General features: G+C 63.8%; 14 protein-coding genes. 6 read left to right on the forward strand and 8 right to left on the reverse strand.

The window, feature by feature from the left end:
- On the reverse strand, window positions 1-1,254 hold the full coding sequence (locus ASE66_RS29875; protein WP_156412398.1) for a multidrug effflux MFS transporter: 1,254 nt from the start codon (window positions 1,252-1,254) through the stop codon (window positions 1-3).
- Between the two features lie 50 nt (window positions 1,255-1,304).
- Window positions 1,305-1,910: a TetR/AcrR family transcriptional regulator gene (locus tag ASE66_RS29880; protein ID WP_057193621.1), complete on the reverse strand. Its 606-nt coding sequence runs from the start codon at window positions 1,908-1,910 to the stop codon at window positions 1,305-1,307.
- Between the two features lie 78 nt (window positions 1,911-1,988).
- Here ASE66_RS29880 and ASE66_RS29885 point away from each other — a divergent pair, with 78 nt between their 5' ends.
- The gene (locus ASE66_RS29885) at window positions 1,989-3,107 is read left to right on the forward strand and encodes an efflux RND transporter periplasmic adaptor subunit (protein WP_057193622.1); all 1,119 of its coding nucleotides are present in this window, start codon (window positions 1,989-1,991) and stop codon (window positions 3,105-3,107) included.
- A complete protein-coding gene (locus tag ASE66_RS29890; RefSeq protein WP_156412399.1) occupies window positions 3,104-6,262 on the forward strand; it encodes an efflux RND transporter permease subunit in 3,159 nt (1,052 codons plus the stop codon). Before ASE66_RS29885 ends, ASE66_RS29890 begins: the two co-directional genes overlap by 4 nt.
- 76 nt (window positions 6,263-6,338) lie before the next feature.
- Here ASE66_RS29890 and bla read toward each other — a convergent pair whose 3' ends face one another.
- The gene (gene bla, locus ASE66_RS29895) at window positions 6,339-7,379 is read right to left on the reverse strand and encodes a class A beta-lactamase (RefSeq protein WP_244495141.1); all 1,041 of its coding nucleotides are present in this window, start codon (window positions 7,377-7,379) and stop codon (window positions 6,339-6,341) included.
- 51 nt (window positions 7,380-7,430) lie between these two features.
- On the opposite strand from bla, the gene ASE66_RS29900 reads away from it, so the two are divergent.
- The gene (locus ASE66_RS29900; RefSeq protein ID WP_162262557.1) at window positions 7,431-8,378 is read left to right on the forward strand and encodes a LysR family transcriptional regulator; all 948 of its coding nucleotides are present in this window, start codon (window positions 7,431-7,433) and stop codon (window positions 8,376-8,378) included.
- A gap of 372 nt (window positions 8,379-8,750) precedes the next feature.
- Here the strand turns inward: ASE66_RS29900 and ASE66_RS29905 are convergent, their stop codons facing one another.
- A complete protein-coding gene (locus tag ASE66_RS29905) occupies window positions 8,751-9,542 on the reverse strand; it encodes a helix-turn-helix transcriptional regulator (RefSeq protein ID WP_057193624.1) in 792 nt (263 codons plus the stop codon).
- 86 nt (window positions 9,543-9,628) lie between these two features.
- On the opposite strand from ASE66_RS29905, the gene ASE66_RS29910 reads away from it, so the two are divergent.
- Window positions 9,629-11,200: an MFS transporter gene (locus tag ASE66_RS29910; protein ID WP_057193625.1), complete on the forward strand. Its 1,572-nt coding sequence runs from the start codon at window positions 9,629-9,631 to the stop codon at window positions 11,198-11,200.
- Window positions 11,201-11,424: 224 nt separating this feature from the next.
- Here ASE66_RS29910 and ASE66_RS29915 read toward each other — a convergent pair whose 3' ends face one another.
- Window positions 11,425-12,699, reverse strand: coding sequence for a dicarboxylate/amino acid:cation symporter (locus ASE66_RS29915; protein ID WP_057193626.1), 1,275 nt, complete (start codon window positions 12,697-12,699; stop codon window positions 11,425-11,427).
- Window positions 12,700-12,738: 39 nt separating this feature from the next.
- Window positions 12,739-13,125, reverse strand: a complete 387-nt coding sequence (locus ASE66_RS29920) for a RidA family protein (protein ID WP_057193627.1) — start codon at window positions 13,123-13,125, stop codon at window positions 12,739-12,741.
- A gap of 103 nt (window positions 13,126-13,228) precedes the next feature.
- Here ASE66_RS29920 and ASE66_RS29925 point away from each other — a divergent pair, with 103 nt between their 5' ends.
- Window positions 13,229-14,158 (forward strand): LysR family transcriptional regulator, encoded by a 930-nt coding sequence (locus ASE66_RS29925; RefSeq protein ID WP_162262558.1) that lies wholly within the window; start codon window positions 13,229-13,231, stop codon window positions 14,156-14,158.
- Window positions 14,159-14,251: 93 nt separating this feature from the next.
- Complete coding sequence (locus tag ASE66_RS29930; protein WP_057193629.1) at window positions 14,252-15,412, forward strand: threonine synthase; 1,161 nt, start codon at window positions 14,252-14,254, stop codon at window positions 15,410-15,412.
- Between the two features lie 291 nt (window positions 15,413-15,703).
- On the opposite strand, the gene ASE66_RS29935 is transcribed toward ASE66_RS29930, so the two are convergent.
- A complete protein-coding gene (locus ASE66_RS29935; protein WP_057193630.1) occupies window positions 15,704-16,018 on the reverse strand; it encodes an alpha/beta fold hydrolase in 315 nt (104 codons plus the stop codon).
- Entirely contained in the window at window positions 16,015-16,503 is a 489-nt protein-coding gene (locus ASE66_RS29940) for a GNAT family N-acetyltransferase (protein WP_057193631.1), read from the reverse strand. Before ASE66_RS29940 ends, ASE66_RS29935 begins: the two co-directional genes overlap by 4 nt.
- Window positions 16,504-16,786 lie beyond the last annotated feature (283 nt).

Below are 16,786 nucleotides of genomic sequence, written 5' to 3' on the forward strand. Positions count from 1 at the left end.
TCAGCCTCCAGTAGGTTCAGGCTCGCCGGCTCGCCCGCTGGGCGCCGTCCGGCTCCGCCGCAGGAAAACGGGGAGGAATGCGGCGATTGCCAGAACGACTGCCATGGTCAGGACGGCGGCAAGGGACGCAGGCGGTGAAAACGGCAGCGAGCTGGCGACGAACGCGCCGATCGCGGCGCAGCTCATCTGCAGGAATCCGAGCAGCGAGGACGCCGACCCTGCCTGCCCACCGAAGGGATGGAGCGCGATGGCCGTGCCGAGCGGATTGATCAGCCCCATGCCGAAAAGATAGAGGACAATGGCCGACGTGAAGGTTGTGAAGCTCGGCCATGCGGCGAACCCGAACATGGCGAAACCGCCAGCGAGTGCGACGATGAGGCCCAGCAGGCCGACCCCGCGGTCACCGTGACGGCGTGCCAGGCGCGGCGCCAGGAAGCCGGCGGCAAACACGACCAGAACCGTCGCCGCAAAAGACAGGCCGAGCTGAATAGCGCTGAGAGCCAGTGTGTTCATCAGCACGCCCGGCGCAGCCGCGAAGAAGCTGTACAGCCCGCCGATGACGAAGCTCACCGCCAGGGCGGGCAGCAGAAACCGCTGATCGGCCGCGAGGTCCCGGTAAGTCGATGCCACCGACGAAAACGCCAGCGGCGTCCGACGCTCGACAGCGTGGGTCTCGCCGACGCTGGCGACATAATGCCAGGCGAGCGCGAGACCGAAGACGGCAACCACGACAAACAACACCCGCCAGCCGAAGGCGCCGGATAGAACGCCTCCGAGCAGCGGCGAGAACCCCGGCGCCACCGCTCCCGCGATCATGGTCAGTGCCAACGCCCGTCCCAAGGCTTCGCCATCGAACAGGTCACGGGCTATGGCACGCGCAAGGACCGATGCCGCGCAGGCTCCGAGCGCCTGAACGATCCGGCCCAGCAACAGCATGGACAGATCGCCTGCGAGGGCGCTGATGGTGCTACCCGCGGCGAAGCCGATCAGACCGCCAAGCACCAGGGGCTTGCGGCCAAACCGGTCCGCGAGCGGCCCCACGAACAACTGCCCGATCGCGAAGGCGATGAAGAAGCTGCTGAGCAGGAGGCCGAGTTCTGGCGAGGAAATCGCCAACTCCGAGCCAATTTGCGGAAAGGCCGGCAGGATGATGTTGGTGGCGAGCGCGCCAAGCGCTGCGAGACCAGCAAGCAGGAACAGGATCCCGCCGTTTAGCCGCTTCCCCGAGGGCGTGGCCGTTGGGCTATCCAGCACGGGCCGGGTATCCGGAGCACCTGTGCTGCGATCCTAGGCGGACGACATCGTCATTGGCGCCGGCTCGGAGGTGCATCGCCCACAGACGACTGTGCCAGCACGCTTTCGGCGGCCGCTTCCAGAAAACGCTCTGACATCCGCTCATCATTGACGGCGCGGGACAGGAGCACCGCTCCCACCATTGTCGAGAGAATAGCCATGGCTTTGTTGTCTGGCGCATCACCGTCGGCCGTCCCGACCCATGGACCCAGCATCTGCAGATATTCTTCGATCCCGGCCTCAAAAGCCGCCTTCACGGCTGGACCCTGCCGGGCCGCATCGGAACCCAACGCGACGACCGGACAACCATCCATCTTCTCGGCGCAGTGGCCCATGCTGAGATAGAAACCGACAACTGCCGCCAACGGATGATCAGGGCTGGACCGGGCCGCATCCGCCCAACGTTCCGAGGCGCTCTCCAGCGCGCGCCTGGATGCCTGCGCTGCCAGATCATCCTTGGATTCGAACTGCTTGTAGAAGGCGCCCTGCGTCAGACCGGCGCCGGCCATCAGGTCCTTCAGCCCGATGCCGTCGAACCCGTGCTCCCGGAACAGGCGGCTGGCCACGTCGATGACCGTTTGCCGATTTTCCTCGGCCTGCTGCCGCGTGACACGCATGGGGATCTCCAAAATTAGATTGCGTTCGTAATCCATACAGCTTATAGATGTCGAATGCAATCTAATTGATTGAGATCGATGAGCAAGAAAAAGAAGTCGGTGATCGTCGTGGGTGGCGCCGTGCTGGCGGCGGCGGCCGGCGCGGCATTCGTGACCCTGTCGGCGCGCCCGCAGAGCGCGTCAGCGGTCGGCGACCCCCGGCAGAATGCTCCGATCGTCAGGCTGGTGAGCCCGACGCCTGTCGTCGATTCCGAACGCCGCTTTACGGGTGTGATCGCTGCCCGCGTCCAGAGCAATCTGGGCTTCCGCGTTTCCGGGAAGATCGTCGAACGGTTCGTGAATGTGGGCCATTCCGTAGCTGCCGGTCAGAAGCTGATGCGGATCGATGAAACCGACCTGCAGCTCGCGCTGGCCGCCAAACGCAATGCGACCGCAGCGGCGCGCGCGGTTCTGGTTCAGGCGCGGGCCGACGAGAAGCGCTATGCCGTTCTGGTCAAGGACGGGTTCGCGGCGAGCCCTCAACGCTATGAACAAGCCAAAGCGGCCCTGGATACCGCCGCGGCGCAGCTTGCCGCAGCCGAAGCCGACGAGAAGGTCGCCGAAAACAGCTCAGGCTACTCGGTACTGGTCGCTGACGCCGATGGAACTGTCGTTGAAACGCTCGGTGAGCCGGGTCAGGTCGTGACCGCCGGACAAACCGTCGTTCGGCTGGCCCAGGCCGGCCCGCGTGAAGCGGTCGTCGTCCTCCCCGAGACCATCAGGCCGGCGATTGGCTCGGCGGCGGTGGCCAGCCTCTACGGCGCCGATGCACGCTATGACGCCACCCTCCGGCAGTTGTCGGATTCCGCGGATCCGCAAACCCGAACCTATGAAGCGCGGTATGTGCTCGATGGCGAGGCCGCGACGGCTCCGCTCGGCGCAACCGTGACCATCAGGCTGGCTAATCAAGCGAGCCAGCCGGAAATGGAAGTGCCGCTCGGTGCCGTTCTGGACGACGGTCAGAAGACCGGTGTCTGGTTGCTGGACGCTGCCTCCTCGACCGTGAGGTTCCAACCGGTCACGCTGATGCGGGTGACCAGCGAAACAGCCGTGATCTCAGGATTAGGCGCTGGCGAGCCGGTGGTGTCGCTGGGGGCTCACCTCCTGCAGGACGGCGCACGCGTCCGGACAGCGTCGCAGATCAAGGCCAGCAAATGAGCCTCAACCTGTCGGCAATAGCCGTTCGCGAACGGGCCGTTACCCTCTTCTCGATCATCCTGCTGGTCGCGGCCGGCATCTATGCCTTCTTCATGCTCGGCCGGGCGGAAGACCCGAGCTTCACCATCAAGACGCTGACGGTCACGACCGTGTGGCCGGGCGCGACCGCGCGTGAAATGCAGGACCTGGTCGCGGAACCGCTGGAGAAGCGCATCCAGGAACTGACCTGGTACGACCGCGTCGAGACGACCACCCGGCCGGGCTACGCCTATTTGACGGTGACGCTGAAGGACAGCACGCCACCTGGCGCCGTTGAGGAAGAGTTCTATCAGGCCCGCAAAAAGCTCGGGGATGAAGCCCGCAACCTGCCGCCCGGCGTTCTCGGTCCCTTCGTCAACGATGAATATTCGGATGTGAGCTTCGCCCTCTATGCGCTGAAAGCCAAGGGCATGCCGATGCGCGAACTCGCAAGACAGGCGGAAGTGATCCGACAGGACCTCCTGCACGTCCCCGGGGTCAAAAAGATCAACATCCTCGGCGAACGCCCCGAGCAGATCTTTGTCGAGTTTTCGTTTGCAAAGCTCGCCACGCTCGGCGTGTCGGCACAGGACATCATCACGGCGCTGCAGCGGCAGAACACCGTGACGCCCGCAGGTTCGATCGACACGAACGGGCCGCAGATGTTCATTCGGGTCGATGGCGCCTACGCAGGCCTGAAAACGATCGCGGACACGCCGATCGCCGCCGCCGGCAGAACCCTCAAGCTCTCCGATATCGCCGAAATCCGACGCGGCTATCAGGATCCCCCGACCTATCTGATCCGGCGGCAGGGTGAGCCCACGATCCTGGTCGCGGCGGTCATGCAGGCCGGTTGGGACGGCCTCGCGCTGGGCAAAGCGCTTGAAAAGAAGACAACGGAGATCGCAGGGACACTCCCGCTGGGCATGACGCTCGACAAGGTCAGTGATCAGGCCGTCAACATCGAAGCCGCGGTCAGCGAATTCATGCTCAAGTTCGCCATGGCGCTTGGTGTCGTGCTGTTCGTGAGCCTGGTCGCCCTGGGCTGGCGCGTCGGCATCGTCGTCGCGCTTGCGGTGCCGCTGACCCTGGCCGTCGTCTTCCTGATCATGCTGGAAACCGGCCGCTTCTTCGACCGCATCACGCTCGGCGCGCTGATCCTGGCGCTGGGCCTGCTGGTCGACGACGCCATCATTGCCATCGAGGTGATGGTGGTGAAAATGGAAGAAGGCATGGATCGCATCAAGGCGGCCGCCTATGCGTGGAGCCATACGGCGGCGCCCATGCTGTCGGGCACGCTTGTGACGATCGCCGGCTTCCTGCCCGTTGGCTTCGCCCGTTCGACGGCAGGCGAATATGCCGGCAATATCTTCTGGGTCGTGGGATTTGCCCTCATCGTCTCCTGGATCGTAGCGGTGGTCTTCACGCCTTATCTTGGCGTCAAGATGCTGCCCGATTTCAAGCCGATCCGAGGCGGTACGCACGCGATCTACGACACGCCGAACTACAGGCGCCTTAGGAGGCTCATCAGCTTCGCCGTGCGCCACAAATTCATGACCTGCGGCGTTGTCGTGGTTGCCTTCGCGCTGTCCGGCATTGGTATGGCCGGCGTCAAGCAGCAGTTCTTCCCGACATCGGACCGCCCCGAAGTGCTGGTGGAAGTGCGCCTGCCGGAAGGCACCAGCATCGAAACGACGACGGCTGCGGTCCAAAAGCTTGAAAGCTGGCTGAGCGGCCAGCCCGAGGCGACCATCGTCACGAGCTATGTCGGCCAAGGCGCTCCGCGCTTCTCCTTCGCGATGGCGCCGGAACTGCCTGATCCCGCTTTCGCCAAGATCGTCGTCCTGACACCGGACGCCGAGGCGCGCGAGGTTCTGAAGCACCGGCTCCGGGCTGCAGTGTCTGAAGGCCTGGCCCCCGAAGCCAATGTGCGCGTCACGCAGCTTGTGTTCGGGCCTTACACGCCGTTTCCCGTCGAGTTCCGGGTGATGGGACCTGATCCGGCAGAGTTGTACACCATCTCCGATAGAGCCCTTGAGATCATGCGCGGCGTCGCGGATGTGCGGCAGGCCAACCGGGATTGGGGCAATCGCACCCCCGTGCTGCGCTTTGTTCCGGACCAGGACCGGTTGAATCTCATCGGCCTGTCCCCGGCAGCAGTTGGCCAGCAGCTTCAATTCCTCCTGACAGGCGTCGCCGTCACGCAGGTCCGCGAGGATATCCGCAACGTGCCGGTGGTGGCGCGCAGTGCCGGCAGTGAGCGGCTCGACCCGGCGCGCCTCGCGGACTTCTCACTGATGAGCCGCGATGGCCGCCAGATCCCGCTCGACCAGATCGGCCATTCAGAAATCCGTCTGGAAGAGCCGATCCTGAAACGCCGCGACCGCACACCCGTCATCACCATCCGATCGGATATCAACGAGGCGACACAGCCTCCGGAGGTGTCCAAGCAGATCATGACGGCCCTTCAGCCGCTGATCGCCTCCCTTCCCGCCGGCTATCGCATCGAGATGGGCGGATCGATCGAGGAGGCTGCCAAAGCCAACACTGCTCTGGGCAAGGTCTTCCCGGTGATGATCGCTGTCACCTTGATCGTCATCATGCTCCAGGTGAGGTCGTTCTCGATGATGGCGATGGTGCTCCTCACCGCGCCTCTGGGTGTGATCGGCGTCGTCCCAACATTGCTTGCCTTCAACCAACCATTCGGGTTCAACGCCATCCTCGGCTTGATCGGCCTGGCTGGCATCCTGATGCGCAATACGTTGATCCTGACCGATCAGATCCAGGAAAATCGAGCGGCAGGCCTCGACGATTACAACGCCGTCATCGAAGCCACGGTACAGCGCACAAGGCCTGTCATCCTGACCGCGCTGGCCGCCGTCCTGGCCTTCATCCCCCTCACGCATTCGGTGTTCTGGGGATCGATGGCCTATACCCTGATCGGCGGCACGGCCGTCGGCACCGTGTTGATCCTGCTGTTTCTTCCCGCGCTCTATGTGGCCTGGTTCCGGATCAAGCCGATTGCGGCTCTGAAACATGACGTATCGCGGAGTGAACCAGCACACTGCGACCGGCAGTGGCTGCCCAGTAAGAATCCGATTTGGAAAAAAGCCGTTCAGGGTTCTAAGCCGCCATAGCGTCCCCGAACGTCAGGGTCCGCTTTCTGGAAGGCATCAAATGTCCGCAGGTGGCGCGTGCCGGCCTTATCAAAGCTCAGCGATAAGCTCCAGTGACCCGCCGAGCAGCTTCGGCGATGACCGCTGCGCGGGCAGGCGCCGGAGCGCGGCTTTCCGCTATGAATGCCGCGACAGCCACGAAGCCCCGATCCGGCGCGGTCAGCAGCCCGACATCGTTAGTCACTCCGTTCACGCCGTTGAGGCTATGGCTCGTGCCGGTCTTGTGCCCTACCGTCCAGCCTGCGGGAGCTCCCGCCCGAAGCCGGTCTGGAAAGGTGACCGTCTGCGACATCACGGCGAGAAAATGCTTTGTGGAGGCCGGTGAGAGGAGTTGGCCCGCTGCCAGCTTGCGCAGGAATCTCACCATTGCCAGCGGTGTCGCCGTATCGCGCGGATCGCTGAGATAGGCTTCGAATGCCTTGGCCTGGCGCTTCTGCGAGACCTTCGCGCGTGCGGCCTTGAGTTGCTCTGGATCGACGAAGGAAGGCTCCCACGCCAGGCCGGTCACCTCGGTCTGCAACTCGCGCTCGGTGCGATCGATGCGGATGTCGTGCAGCTCGGCCGCGTCGAGGAGTGTCTGCACCGCACCGACGCCTCCGAGCCGCGCGATCAAGAAATCGGTTGCCGCGCTGTCGCTCTCGACCACGGCACGGCGCACGAGATCCTCGATGGTGCTCTCGAACGCGCCATCCTTGAGCACGATATCCGCGAGCGGCTGAATGTTGACGCTGAGATCCTCGCGCCGCAGCGTTACTTTATCGTCGAGCCGCATCTTGCCTTCATCGACGGCCCGCATCACAGCGGCGCCGACGACCAGCTTCATGACGCTTTGCAGGGAAAATCGCTGCTCGCCATTGACGCAGACCGGCTTGTCGCCAGCGGATTGGGCGCAGATGCCGACCCGCCCCGGATGGCTGGCGGCGAGCTCCTTCAGCTTGGATTCCAGCTCTGCGGTTTCGGTCAGGGTGCCTGCGATCGAGGCGGTCAGGCCGCAGGCAAGCACGGCGGCAGCGAGGACGGGTTGCAGGCGCATGGGGGCTATCCGGTGAGGTGATCGGTGGTCCCCGCCATAGGCCACGCCCGACAATGAACATAATGACATCTCCTCAGCCCGGCCTGAATGTGGTTCATGTTGCGGATGAACTGGCAGCGCCTTGATCTGAACCTGCTCAAAGTCCTGAAGGCGCTGCTGGACGAGCAGAGCGTGACAAGGGCAGCCCAGCGGCTTCACATCTCGCCCTCGGCGGTCAGTCATGCCCTTGCCCGGTTGCGGCGTGCCTTCAATGATCCCCTGTTCGTGCGCGTCGGCTCGCGCATGGTGGCGTCGGCGGGTGCGGAAGCGATGACGCGGCCGCTGGAGCAGCTGATCGCCTCGCTCGAAAGCCATCTCGGCGCTGAGCCGCAATCGACCGAGCTTTTCGACCCTGCTGCAAGCCGCCGTGTGCTGCGGCTGGTTTCGCCGGGGGCGGTCGAGCTGACGCTCATCCCCGCTCTCGCGGCCGCCTTGCGCAGGGAAGCGGCCGGCTGGTCCCTGGCGATCGAGGGTTTCGAGCGTCGCAGCTACGAAGGCGATCTGGCCAGCGGGCGCATCGACTTCGTCCTGGCGATCGGCGGGCACACCCCTGTGAACGAGGTCATTGCGGCTCGGCCGCTATGGACGGATGACCTGATGGTGCTCGCCGGGCCGCGATCCTCGATCTATGACGGCCTCGATGTCGTTACCATCGAGACGGTCTTGGAGCTGCCGAACATCTACCCGCTGCCTTGGCCGACGACCCAGAACTATCTGGACGTGGAGCTGGGTCGGGGCGATCGCCATCGCAAGCTGATGCTCAGCCTGCCCGGCTATGCCGCTGTCGGCGCGGCGGTCGAAGTATCGGACCTTGTGGCCTGCATGCCGGATCGCACCGCGGCGGCGCTCATCAGGATGCACCCCAGCCTTCGAGCGCGGCACATCAACCCGCCGTTGCGCTCGACGCTGTCACTGCTCTGGGCGCTCGGTGGGCAACGCGACCCCGCGCTGAAATGGGCCGTCTCCCTGATCGCTCAGGTCGCCGGCCAGCTACGGTCAGATTAGATCGAGGGATGCCGAGCGCTTGGGCATTGATCAGTTGCACGATCGATGACCCAATTGCGATAACCCTCTGAGCGGCGACCGGCGGGTAACTTTCGCGGAAGCTACTTGTACACGAAGGCATGTCTGCTTTCTGGCAAAGCCTCAATGTCCGTTCATGGCGCTCTGTGGCCCGCAGCCAGGATCGCGCGGCGGGCACCGCGGATACATCACGATGACTGTGCGGGTGACGAACCCTTTCTGGCGACGAAATGATCGCGGGAACCGAGATCGGCTACAATGCCGTGCTCGATCATTTGGTCGAACGCATGCTCGCCACAGCAGGCGGCCGGATCACGCTTCATCGACCGGAACCGGGAACCGACCGGGCCGGCGCTACTGCCGAAAATAGACAACCATCCTGAGATGCCGATACTCATCCACGATCAGCATTTCGTGCAGGAAGCACGATAGGGTTCCGCCCAAATCCAGCATAGCGCCGATGCCACGGGCGTAGCCTTCCAGGCCCGGGCGCTCGAACCACCTGCGGAAATCTGGGGAAAGCCGCTTCAATTCGTCCACCAGCGCCAGCATCGCCGGATCGTCGGGAGTACCTGCCAGATCATAGCGAAATTGCGCGAGCAGCTTTGGCGCCTCGTCGCACCATCCGGGAAGGCGGTGGCGGAACTCCGGATCTGCGAAAACGAGGCGCATTATGTTGCGATCAGGCCGCTCCCGGCCCGCGAAGCCGAACAAGTCGTCTGCAGCCTTGTTCCAGGCGACGACGTCCCAGCGCAAGTTGACCACATAGGCCGGCCGCAAAACGAGATCGTCCAGCAGATTCTGGATGAGCGGACTGACGGATGGCCATTGGTAGGCTTCAGGAGGCGGCGGCCGCCTGTGCGCAAGCAGGAAGAGGTGTCCGCACTCGGCGTCGTCCAGCTTTAACGCTTTCGCGACCTTGAGCAGAAAGCTCTCGGAGACCTGGATGTCACGGCCTTGCTCGAACCATGTGTACCAGGTCAGCCCGACCCCAGCGAGCGCGGCAACCTCCTCGCGCCGGAGACCGGGGGTGCGGCGCTGACCGGTCGAGGGAAATCCGGCCTCGGCTGGCGCCAGCTTTTTTCGGCGCCGCATCAAGAAGTCGGAGAGCTCGGTTCGGGTGCGCGCAAACGTGCGGTCAGGCAAAGCTATTGCCCTCAGTAATAGGATAATTACTTATATTGTAACAGGATAATCTCGCCTTGAAAGTCCATGAACGACAAGGAGTCAGCATGGCTTTCCAGAACGAACCCGACCTCTCCCTTTCCGGAAAACCGGCCGAAACACCGCCTTCGCCGACCCTGAAAGCAGGGCCGCGCGAATGGATGGGGCTCGCGCTTTTGGCGCTGCCGACCATTCTGCTCGGCCTGGATCTGACTCTTCTTCATCTGGCGCTTCCCGCACTGGCCGCCGATCTGCGGCCGACAAGCACGCAAGCCCTCTGGATCATGGACGCCTACGGCTTCCTGATCGCCGGCTTCCTGATCACCATGGGCACGCTCGGCGACCGTATCGGGCGTCGCAAGCTCCTGATGATTGGCGCTGCGGCCTTTGCCATTGCGTCGACGCTCGCAGCCTTCTCCACGAGTGCCGCTATGCTGATTGCCGCCCGTGCGCTGCTTGGGATGGCCGGGGCAACCCTGATGCCATCGACGCTGGCGCTCATCACGAACATGTTCGTCGATCCGAGGCAGCGCGCTCTCGGCTTTGGTATATGGGCGACGATGTTCGCGCTCGGCATGGCGCTAGGGCCGGTTATCGGCGGCGTGTTTCTGGAGCGCTTCTGGTGGGGTGCGGCCTTTCTCATCGCCGTGCCTCTTGTCGTCCTGCTGGTCCTGTTGGCTCCCGTCCTTCTGCCGGAGTACCGCGCGCCGCACGCCGGCAGGCTTGACCTGCCGAGCGTCGGACTTTCGCTCGCCGCCATGCTGCCGGTGGTCTATGGCATCAAGCAGATCGCCAAGGACGATTTCGGGTTTCAGTCGATCGGCGCGCTGGCGCTGGGGCTTGTCTTTGCCACGTTGTTCGTGCGCCGGCAACGGCGGCTCGCCGACCCGCTGCTCGATCTTGCGCTGTTCGCCAACAGAGCCTTCAGCGTCGCGCTCGTCGTGCTGCTGTTCGGGCTCGTCGCGGTCGGCGGCACGATGTTGCTGGTCACTCAGTATCTGCAGCTCGTCGCCGGGTTTTCGCCGCTCGTTGCGGGTCTCTGGATGGGACCGCCTGCGCTCGCCATGGTCGCCGCGGGCGTAACGGCGCCATTGATCGCTCGGTATATTCGGCCGGGCTTCGTGGTGGCGGGCGCATTGGGCTTGTCGGTGGCGGGCTATGTGATGCTGGCCTTGCTCGTCAGCAGCGCTTCCGGCACCGCCGTCGTCGTCGCCGGCTTCTCGCTGGCCTATCTCGGGCTTGGCACGATAGCCGCGCTGGGAACGGATCTCGTGGTCGGATCGGCCCCCGCAGACAAGGCCGGCTCGGCTTCGGCGATGTCCGAGACGGTGCAGGATCTCGGTATATCGCTGGGTATCGCCCTACTTGGCAGCCTCGCGACCGCCATCTACCGCCAGGCAATGCACGGCCACATGCCGGAAGGTCTTGGCCCGGAGGTACGCGAGGCTGTCAGGGACAGCTTGTGGGCGGCGACGTCAGTCGCTTCGCAACTGCCTCCCGGGCTTCTGGAAACGGCGCGGGCGGCATTTATCGCGGGGTTCAGCAGTGCGGCGATGTTCAGCGCCGCAAGTGTCGCCATCCTCGCCGTTCTGGCAGCCGCTTCATTGCGGCGAATTGGTGTCAGTGAGGGCAGCAAGTAGCACCGTTTCCATGGGCCCCTCGCCGGGCGTTCAGACTTCTGGTCGGCGGTCGCTACATATACCGATCAGTCGCTTCGAATGTCTGCGCTCTGGCAACTGAAGCATCTCCGCTAGGCGCGTGCCTGATACCGCAGCTTGTGAGTCCGGACACAAACTGCGGATATTTTGATCTCAAGCGAATTTGCAAATGAGATCTGAGCCTGAGGATCGTTCAGCCCGCCTTCTCACGCTGGTGAAGACAGTCGATTGTTCTCAGCGGAAACTGCGACAACCTGTTCTTCCTCGACATCATTGGCTGCATTCTTGACCAGCAGCACGGCGACGGTGTTGCCGAAAACATTCACGGCGGTTCGGCCCATGTCCATGAAGGCGTCCACGCCGGCTATAATGGCGATCGCCTCGACTGGGAGGCCAATCGCCGTCGTGACCGTCGCCAGCGCGACAAGGCCGCCCGAAGGAACGTTGGCAATGCCTTTCGAGGCGATCAGCGTGGTCAGCAGGATCGTCGCCAGCGCCGGCCAGTCGAGTTGCAGCCCGTAGGCTTCCGCCAGGAAAGTCACCGCCAGCGCGATGTAGAGGCTGGAGCCGTCGAGATTGAAGCTGTAGCCGAGCGGTAGCACCACCGATACGACACGGTCGGGCGCGCCCATGCTCTTGAGCTTTTCCATGTGAACGGGAAGCGTGACCTCCGACGAGCGCGTGGTGAAGCCGAGGATCAGCGGCTCCATCACCTTGCGCGTAACCGCCAGCGGCCGCTCGCCGATCAGCCAGAGCGCGACCCACGACATCAGAATTGCAATCGCGATACCGATGTACATGACGCCGATCAGCTTGGCCAAGGCACCGATCGTCGCGAGTCCCTGCGTTGCGAAAAGCCAGGCCATCACCGCAAAGACTGCAAGCGGTGCGAACGCGACGATCCATTGCGTCAGCTTGAACATGGCGTCGAGGAGCGCCTGTAAGCCGTCCGTGATCGGTCTGGCCCGCGGGCCGAGCGAAGCCAGCGCCATGCCGAACAGCACGGCGAAGACGATAGTCGGCAGCACCTTCTGCGCTGCCATCACGGCGAGCACATTCGCCGGAATCAGATCGAGGAAATACTTCGTCCAATCGACCGACGCCGCCATATTGGCCGGCAGCTTGCCGCTGCTCGCCAGGCTGGCGCCAGCGCCCGGATGGAAGATCCCGTTGAGCGCAAGTCCGATCACGATACTGACGAGCGTCGCGAACATGAACCAGCCGAGCGCCAGGACCGCGACACGCCCGAAGCGGTTGAGCTCGCTGCCCATTCGGGCGACGCCCAGTGTCACCGCCGAGAACACCAGCGGGATCACCACCATCTTGATCGCCTCGATGAAGGCGGTCCCGAAAGGCTGGAGCCCGGCACCGATCTTGGGCCAGAGCATGCCAACGGCGAGCCCGGCGAGCAGACCGAGCATCATCTGCAACGGCAATGGCGGCAGGCGCCGCCGCTTCGGAGCGGCAGTGGATGCGATCATGTTTCTCCCCATTTTTTGCTTTGTTGGTGAAAATCCCAGTCAAAGCCGGGCGATGGCTTCGATCTCGATCAGATAGCCGTGGTGCAGTGCCGGGACCGGGACGACCGAGCGCGCCGGGCGATGTGCACCGAACGCCTCGGCGAAGACGTGGTCGAAGGCCGGCCAATGCTCGGCGCCAACGATGTAGGCCGTAACCTTGACGATGCGCTCGGGCGCAGCCCCGGCCGCGGCGGCGATGGCGAGCAGGTTATCAAGCGACTGTCGTGCTTGCGCCTCGAAATCGGCATCCGACCGCATAGTGCCATCGGCCAGGCTAGCAAGCTGCCCGGAGATGAAGACGAAGCCGTCAGCGACGATCGTCTGGACATAGTGCCCGAAGGGGGCCGGGGCATTCTCGGTGGCGACGGCGGCGATGGCAGCAGGCATGGTGGCTCCGGGACGTGAGGACGTCCGGGACCATAGGAGCGACGTAAGCTCGACGGGATGATGTTTTCGCGGCAGACTATTCCGATTTGGAATGGAGCCGAAGATGGATCACGCTTGGTTGCTTGATTTCCTGGCACTGGCTCGCGCTGGCAGTTTCTCCAAGGCGGCGCAGCATCGCAACACGACGCAGTCAACACTGAGCAAGCGGATCAGGGCGCTCGAACAATGGGCCGATGTCGAACTGTTCGATCGCTCTTCGCTACCGGTGCGGCTGTCGGAGGCCGGCCGCGCCCTCGAGCCAGGAGCACAGGAGATCGCCGACCTGCTGGTTCAGAGCCGCAACCGGGCGCGGCTCGCTGCCGGTCGCATTCAGTCGGCTGTCGCGCTGGCGGCAACCCATGCGATTGCCTTTTCGTTCTTTCCCGGGTGGCTAACGGCTATCGAGCGCGATCTCGGCCGTTTTCCACTGAAGCTCGACTGCCACCGGGCCGATCGCTGCTTCCAATGGTTGGAGCAGGGTGATGTCGAGTTCGCCATTTGTCATGTGCCGGAGCGACCGATGGAAAGCCTCGGGGCCAATCGCTTTGCCAGCATCGTCATCGCCGACGACGACGCGGTGCCGGTTAGTGTACCTGATGCTGCCGGATCGCCCGCCTATCCGATACCGGGCAAGGCCGGGCAGCGCACAGCTTATCTCTCGCTCGCCGCAGGCTCCTGGACTGGCAGCGCCGTGCGGGTCCTGCTCGCTGAACGGGAGCCGGCACCGATGCTGGAGACCGTGTTCGAGAGCCCGCTAACTGAAGCCGTGAAGAGCATGGCCGTGAATGGGCACGGGCTCGCCTGGCTACCGCGTAGCCTCGTCGGTGGCGAACTAGCCAGCGGTCGGCTAGTGGCTGCGGCCGGACCGGACTGGACCGTGCCGATGCGGATATGCCTGTTCCGCTCCAATCGCAGCCTCTCGGCCCGCGGCGAGGCGCTCTGGCGCCATCTTCTCAACTCAGCGCAGCGTCGTGTCAGCGACAATCCACCATGAGATATGCTCTGACGGAATATCGTTTGGCCAAAGCTTCATAAGCCTCCGTTGGCGGCGCGTCCTAGATGGCCGAAGCCAACAGGAGCACCGACAATGCAGCACGACCGACGGACACCCGCTTATCTGGATCCTGAAAGCGGCGAGGCCTTTTCGATCGCGGAACCACGTTGGCGCTCGCCGGCTGGCCGAGCGCTGATGATCACGCCCTTGCCGGGAATGGCCCGGGATGAAATCGACACGAGCCGGCGCTCACTCTGGCGCTATGGTGCCAGTCTCGCATTGCCGGTCGACGCGCCGATCACGCTGGGCGAAGGCCTGACGCCGCTGGTCGAGCGCGATCTCGGCGGATTGCGGGTACTGTGCAAGCTCGAATGGGTCTCGCCGTCCGGCAGTTTCAAGGACCGTGGCGTCTCGGTCATGCTGTCGGTCCTGCGCCAACAAGGCGTCATGGCGGTGCTGGAGGATTCATCCGGCAATGGCGGCGCCGCCGTCGCGACCTATGCCGCCGCAGGTGGCATGCGGGCCAAGATCCTGGTCCCGGCGTCGACCCAGCCTGGCAAGACAGTGCAGATGCGCGCTCATGGCGCCGAGGTCGAGCTCGTGGAAGGCCCGCGCCAAGCGACGGCCGATGAGGCAATCCGACAATCCCACCGGCTCTTTTATGCCAGCCATAATTGGCAGGCCTTCTTCCTGGAGGGGACCAAGACGCTCGCCTACGAACTATGGGAGGACCTCGGTTTTCGCGCTCCCAATAACGTCATCATGCCGATGGGCGCCGGCAGCAACGTGCTCGGCTGTGACATCGGCTTCGGCGAGTTGCTGCGTGCTGGCCAGATCACAAAGCTCCCTCGGCTTTTCGGCGTTCAGCCAGCACGCTGCGCGCCGATCCATGCAAGTTTTCAGGCCGGAAGCGAGCGCGCCGTTGCGATCGAAACCGGTCCGACCATTGCAGAGGGCACAGCGATCGCACAGCCGGTTCGACTACGAGAGGTCCTGCAGGCGCTGCGTCGCTCCCGCGGCGGAACAGTCGCGCTTTCCGAGGAGGCGATCGAGCAGGCCGTATGGCAGAGCGCGGAGGCTGGCCTATATGTCGAGCCAACTTCCGCCGGTGTCATCGGTGCGTTCCGGCAATTGCAGGCGAATGGCGATATCTTACCGGGGGAAACCACGATCCTCGTTCTAACCGGCTCCGGTCTCAAGGCGACATCGCGAATTTCCGAACTGATGGAAGGCGCTCGTAAACAATACGCGTAAGCCTGCCCGCCCACCGGAGCTACGAATTTCCGCTTGCGGGCAAGGTTCCAATGTCCGCAAGTGACGCGATGCAGCCAAGCTCCGCTTCACCTTCCGCGACTCCAACCGACAGAGCGACGGAGCGTTCTCACAAGCCATTCTTTCCGCCTTAGGCGCGTGGCCGATAGGCCGGTTTTCATGCTGCCTCGGATCGGCTTTCAACGCCTCTCCTCATCAGCAATCGTTGGCCCCTCTGCAGGGATGGAGGGGATCTTGCCATTTCCACCGCAGAGGGAGTGCTCCGACTAGCCGTCAGCTACTGGCCCGGCACCGAAGAAGATCAACGCGAATGGGCCCGCGCGCTCGACAAGAGCAGCGTGACAGCATTTCGGCCAAGGCGTACGCGGCGACTGTGAGCGGTGCGCTCGACCCGCCATAGCCGCGCATGTCCGGCGCGACGCATCGCCAGCCGGCCGCAGCCAGCTCGTCCAACTGACGGCGCCAGATGATGGAAAATCCGGGCAATCCGTCGAGGAAGATCATCAATCGCCCATCCGCCGGCCCAGCCTCCAGCCACTCGGTGGCGTGCCGCGGTGTTTCGAGGCGGTGACGGATCAGGTCGTTCATCGGCTTTGCTCCAAGGGTGACTTGGCAAGCCCGGCACCTCCCGGCCTCAGGGTCTTGATCAACCGCGCAGCCGGCCCGAACTGAGTCATCTCAGTGCCGGCCAGCTGGAAGCCGAGCGATTGATAAAATGGCACTGCGTACCTGCCCGAGACGACCCGAAGCGAACGTGTCTGGCTCGCCAGAAGGTCTTGTTCGGCGCGCAGCAACAGGGCTCGCCCTATTCCCGTGCGCCAGTTCCTCGGATCGACAAACACCGCATCCACCTCGGCGACGTCCTTCGACAGCGGCAGGATCGTGCAGAACCCTGCGATCACTCCATCGACCGCGGCCACCAGCGATTGGTCTAGGTGTTCCGCTGGGATTGTCATGGCATCGGGATTGGCGATGAGATCTTCGAAGTTCTCCCCGGTTGCAAGGGAGGCACGCGCCTGTAAGGCTTCCAGTTCGGGCAAGTCGGCAGCGCGGGCGAGCCGAAACGTCAGCATCTTATTCTCCAAGCAAGGTGAGCGGCCGTCGGATCGGCATCAGGTGAGGATCAGGCGGTAGATTCCGCGAGGACGCCCCGCGCGAGCATGTGGGTACGGCGACGCCCTACGCATCAACATAGCCTTACATATGTCCTTGAGCGGGAAAGCCTTTCCCCTGCTGCCGAGCCAAGGCTCACGCGGAAATTCTGGCGAGCTTGCGTCATCGCCCCCCGCACGGACATTCCCGCCCACAATGCGATCCGGATTAAGTCCCTTCGAGGCCGCCAGCATCTTCGTGCCG

Source organism: Allobosea sp. Root483D1 (assembly GCF_001429505.1).
Lineage (GTDB): Bacteria > Pseudomonadota > Alphaproteobacteria > Rhizobiales > Beijerinckiaceae > Allobosea.

Bases quoted from the DNA above. Each gene is read 5' to 3' on its own strand.
- ASE66_RS29880 (WP_057193621.1), bottom strand. From the start codon at position 1,910: ATGCGTGTCACGCGGCAGCAGGCCGAGGAAAATCGGCAAACGGTCATC.
- ASE66_RS29885 (WP_057193622.1), top strand. From the start codon at position 1,989: ATGAGCAAGAAAAAGAAGTCGGTGATCGTCGTGGGTGGCGCCGTGCTG.
- ASE66_RS29890 (WP_156412399.1), top strand. From the start codon at position 3,104: ATGAGCCTCAACCTGTCGGCAATAGCCGTTCGCGAACGGGCCGTTACC.
- ASE66_RS29900 (WP_162262557.1), top strand. From the start codon at position 7,431: ATGTTGCGGATGAACTGGCAGCGCCTTGATCTGAACCTGCTCAAAGTC.
- ASE66_RS29910 (WP_057193625.1), top strand. From the start codon at position 9,629: ATGGCTTTCCAGAACGAACCCGACCTCTCCCTTTCCGGAAAACCGGCC.
- ASE66_RS29915 (WP_057193626.1), bottom strand. From the start codon at position 12,699: ATGATCGCATCCACTGCCGCTCCGAAGCGGCGGCGCCTGCCGCCATTG.
- ASE66_RS29920 (WP_057193627.1), bottom strand. From the start codon at position 13,125: ATGCCTGCTGCCATCGCCGCCGTCGCCACCGAGAATGCCCCGGCCCCC.
- ASE66_RS29925 (WP_162262558.1), top strand. From the start codon at position 13,229: ATGGATCACGCTTGGTTGCTTGATTTCCTGGCACTGGCTCGCGCTGGC.
- ASE66_RS29930 (WP_057193629.1), top strand. From the start codon at position 14,252: ATGCAGCACGACCGACGGACACCCGCTTATCTGGATCCTGAAAGCGGC.
- ASE66_RS29935 (WP_057193630.1), bottom strand. From the start codon at position 16,018: ATGAACGACCTGATCCGTCACCGCCTCGAAACACCGCGGCACGCCACC.
- ASE66_RS29940 (WP_057193631.1), bottom strand. From the start codon at position 16,503: ATGCTGACGTTTCGGCTCGCCCGCGCTGCCGACTTGCCCGAACTGGAA.